This window comes from Yaniella sp. (assembly GCF_030453185.1).
GTDB lineage: Bacteria > Actinomycetota > Actinomycetes > Actinomycetales > Micrococcaceae > Yaniella.
The window spans coordinates 1-4,210 of the sequence record NZ_JAKDKW010000126.1 but is presented as its reverse complement, the minus strand read 5'-3'; the positions used below and the strand labels follow the sequence as shown (position 1 = coordinate 4,210).

General features: G+C 57.6%; 1 protein-coding gene. It reads left to right on the top strand.

Annotated features, from left to right (window positions below; all coding sequences use genetic code 11):
• Nucleotides 1–209: 209 nt before the first annotated feature.
• Nucleotides 210–4,210, top strand: a 4,001-nt coding sequence (locus L0H14_RS11970; protein WP_301421943.1) for a helicase, incomplete at its 3' end; no start/stop codon positions are given.

Genomic DNA, 4,210 nt, shown 5'->3' with positions numbered 1-4,210 from the left:
ATTGATCCCATCGACTGGGCGAAGCATCACTTCGGTGATGCTCAATGGGGCGGTGACTCGTGCGGCTGCCCCGATGACCGTTGCATAGGGCACCACCACTCTGGTGATGAGCACTGCCAGTGTCTACGAGCCCTTATTGATGACTACCACGCCGAACGCAGCTGACACCTGCGCATCATCAGTCGCCAATTCTCGATAGCGTGTACAGCATGGCACGCGGACGGAAGAACACCCCAGTAGAGGGGCAGCTCGACATATTTGACGCTCTCATGGACATCGATGCCGATGAGCATGAGCTGACTCCAGGAGAGGACACAACCAATGCGGACAACGAACACCATTCAGGAGTACGCCCACAAGTACGCCCCGAAGCGGTACAGCAAGATTCAGAACCCGGAGACCTATTTTCACAACTTGCTGAACCAGCTCCACGAGACCCAGCAGAGCATTCTGGAAGATATGGAGCCGGAGCCGGAGACGAACGACCCGATGAAAATCATCGGACAGCACCGAACACGAGTCGCCCAGGCCAGGGAACTGGCCTGGAACCAGATCGTGGGGGAGACGTTTCCAGCAGAAGTGGACGAGACCGGAACACCCCTGGAAGTCTGACTCCCGAATCTATTCCCGCTGCCGAAACGGCTCAGCAACCCGCCGCACCCTCTATGGCCGTCGCTGAGCCGTTTTACCTGTCTCAGGCAGACCAGTACGCCCCCTCGGGAGCGAAAACGCGCTACAAGGCCAACATCGAAGCGATTCGCACAGTCCGGCAGCTCGAAGCCGAGCAACGACCAGCAACACGCACCGAGCAGGAAACCCTCGCTGCATGGTCCTCCTGGGGAGCTGTCCCGGATGTATTCGATTCAAGCAAAGACAACTGGGTCAGTGAATACGCGGAGCTGCGCGAAATCCTCACCGACGAGGAATACGATGCGGCACGCCGGACCACCCTCAACGCCCACTACACTGACCCGCGACTCGTCACCGCCATGTGGGAGACGATGTCGGATCTTGGCCTCGAATCCGGACGAGTCCTTGAACCAGGAACCGGCTCAGGCAACTACATCGGCACCGCCCCGCAGAGCATGAACATGGTCGGCGTGGAACTCGACCCACTGACCGCCGCGATTGCCGGCCATTTGTACCCGCAAGCTGACGTGCGCAGCGAATCCTTTGCCGACACCACCGTGCGGCAAGGGGAGTACGACGCAGCCATCGGCAATGTGCCGTTTGGAGACCGCCACCTGCCGGACCCGACATGGAATCCCGATGCACGCTTCTCCATGCACAACCACTTCATGCGCAAAGCTATTGGTGGCCTGCATGACGGGGGAGTCATGGCCGTCATCACCAGCCAATACTCGATGGACTCTCAGAACCCCGCATTTCGCGCCGAAGTCTCCAAAGAGGCCGACTTCCTCGGAGCCGTGCGCCTGCCATCTGGAACACACAGGCGCACCGCCGGCACCGATGTTGTCACCGACGTGCTTCTATTCCGCAAGCGAATGGCCGGTGAGGAACCGACCCCTGAGACTCGTCAATGGGTCAAGACGAGCACCATCGACGTTGATGACAACGGCATCACTCGCACACCACGCACCAACGACTACTTCATCGCTCACCCCGAAAATGTGCTGGGGGAGTACTCCATAGGTGGGCAGTTCCACAATTCGCTACAGGTCACGTCGAACGATCTGGCGGCTGTCCCTAGTCAGCTACGCGAACGCTTGGCATTCCTCGCCGCCGACGCGCAGGCCAAGGGCCGTGGATACGTGCCCTTGGGCGAAGAAGAACAGGCTGTGCAGGCCGAAGCGATTCAAGCTCAGACCGAGCTGACTATCGGCACGATCGTTTTTGATGACGGTGAGTTCAAGCAAGTCTCGCCCCAGCAAACTTTCGAGCCCTATGACATCCCCAAAACGCGGCACGCTGAAGCGAAGTCCCTGCTCGACCTGCGTGATCGCATGTTCGCCGTCATTCAGGAACAGGCCGGAACCACCGCGGATTCCGACCAGTCCATCACCCTGCGCGACACCGCACGTGATGCGTGGCAGAAACACGTCGACCGGTACGGACCAATCAACCGGTTCACCACGAGCTGGGTCGATAGGAAAGTCGAGAACAAAGACACTGGCGAAAAAGAGATCGCCCGGGTTGAAAAACGCCATTTCCCCACGGTCAACAAAGCACTCGCACCCGATCCGATGTGGTCCCTCGTTGTCGCAGCTGAGAACTTCAACGAATCAACGCAGACTGCGCAACCGGCGCACATCCTCACCCGCCGTACTGTCAGCACCAAGCGACCACTGCTTGGCGCTGACACAGCCGAGGAAGCCCTTGCCCTGGTCCTCGATCACACTGGCCGCACAGACCTCGACCAGATCGCTGCCCGCCTCGGAATCAGCCCAGAAGAAACACGCGATCAGCTTGGGACGCTGGTATTCGATGATCCCCACTCCGACGAGATCATCACCCGCGCCGAATATCTCTCCGGAAATGTGCGCGAAAAGCTCGCTGAGGCACGCGCAAAAGCCGAAGCAGATCCCAATGGTGGCTGGATCACCAACGTCGAAGCCCTCGAAGCTGTCATCCCCGAAGATGTGCCGATCAGCGACATTGAAGCTCAAATCGGGGCTGTATGGATTCCTGCCTCAGTTCATGAGCAATTCCTCGAAGAAATCACCGGCGATGACAACGCTCGTGTGGTCAATCACGGGGGAGGCTACTGGGATGTTAAAGGATCGCGCGACGGTCGAGCCGGATACCTCGCTACAGATCAATGGGGCACGGATCGCAGACCAGCTCACGATCTGTTCGACTCCTTGGTCAACAGCCGTGAAGTCAAAGTCCAGGACAAAGACGCTGAGGGCAAGCCCTATCTCAATGACATAGAGACGCAATCGGCAAAGGACAAAGCCGATGAAATACAGGAACGATTCAGCGAATGGGTGTGGGAAGACCCCGACCGTGCGAACGATTTGTCGCAACGGTACAACCAGCAGTTCAACTCGCTTGTCGCCCGTGACTACACAGCCGAGGGACAGCGCTTGTCACTGCCGGGGCTGGCCGCTGACTTCACCCCGCACGAGCACCAACGCACCGCTGTGGCCCGAATCGTTTCCGAGCAGGGAGTCGGCCTCTTTCACCAAGTGGGTGCAGGAAAGACCGCTGTGATGGTCATGGGGGCAATGGAACTCAAACGCCGAGGCTTGGTCAACAAACCGGCAGTCATTGTTCCAGGCCACATGCTTGAACAGTTCACCCGCGAATGGAAGCAAATGTACCCGCAAGCACAGCTGCTCTCAGCAGGTGCCGATGATATGAAAGTCGTCAACGGAGATGCATCTGCACGCCGTGCATTCGTCGCACGAGCCACGACAGGAGACTGGGACGGCATCATCATGACCCACTCTGCGTTCGAAAAACTCGATGTCTCCGATGCGACGTTGACCGCATACTCGAATCAACAGATTGCCGACCTGCGCGAAACCCTCGAAAGCATGAGCAATGATCCAGATAACGAGTTCAAAAGCACGGTCAAACAGATCGAAAACAAGATCGCCAAAGAAGAAGACCGGCTGAAGAAAGTCCTCGATGGCCGCGACGTTGCCGGACTCACCCTCGAAGAGACAGGCATAGACCATACGGCTATCGATGAAGCGCACCTATTTAAGAACCTTAGAACCTTTTCGAGGATCAACGGGGCCAACATTGATGGATCGGGTCGTGCTAGTGACCTCGACATGAAGCTCGATTGCTTGCGCCGCACTTACGGCAACCGAGTGGTGACGATGGCCACGGGCACTCCGATTGCTAACTCCATCACTGAAGCACACGTCATGATGCGCTACATCCGTCCCGATCTGCTCCGCGAAACCGGTGTGGAACGGTTTGATGACTGGGCCAAGACGTTCGGGCAAACGGTGTCGCGATTTGAACGCAACGCAGCCGGTGAACTTGTCACCAAGGACCGGTTCTCGAAGTTCAAAAACGTTCCCGAAATGCTTGGTGTCTGGCAGCAATTCGCTGACGTAAAGATGACCAAAGATCTTCCGTATCTGAAGATTCCCGACCTAGTGCTCAACGAGGACGGAGAACGAATCCCGAAGAACGAAGTCATCACTCGATCAAACGTCCTCGCAACCTACATGGACGAACTGGGTGACCGACTGGACAAGCTCGCAGAATCAGGAGGTCGGCCCGGAAAAGG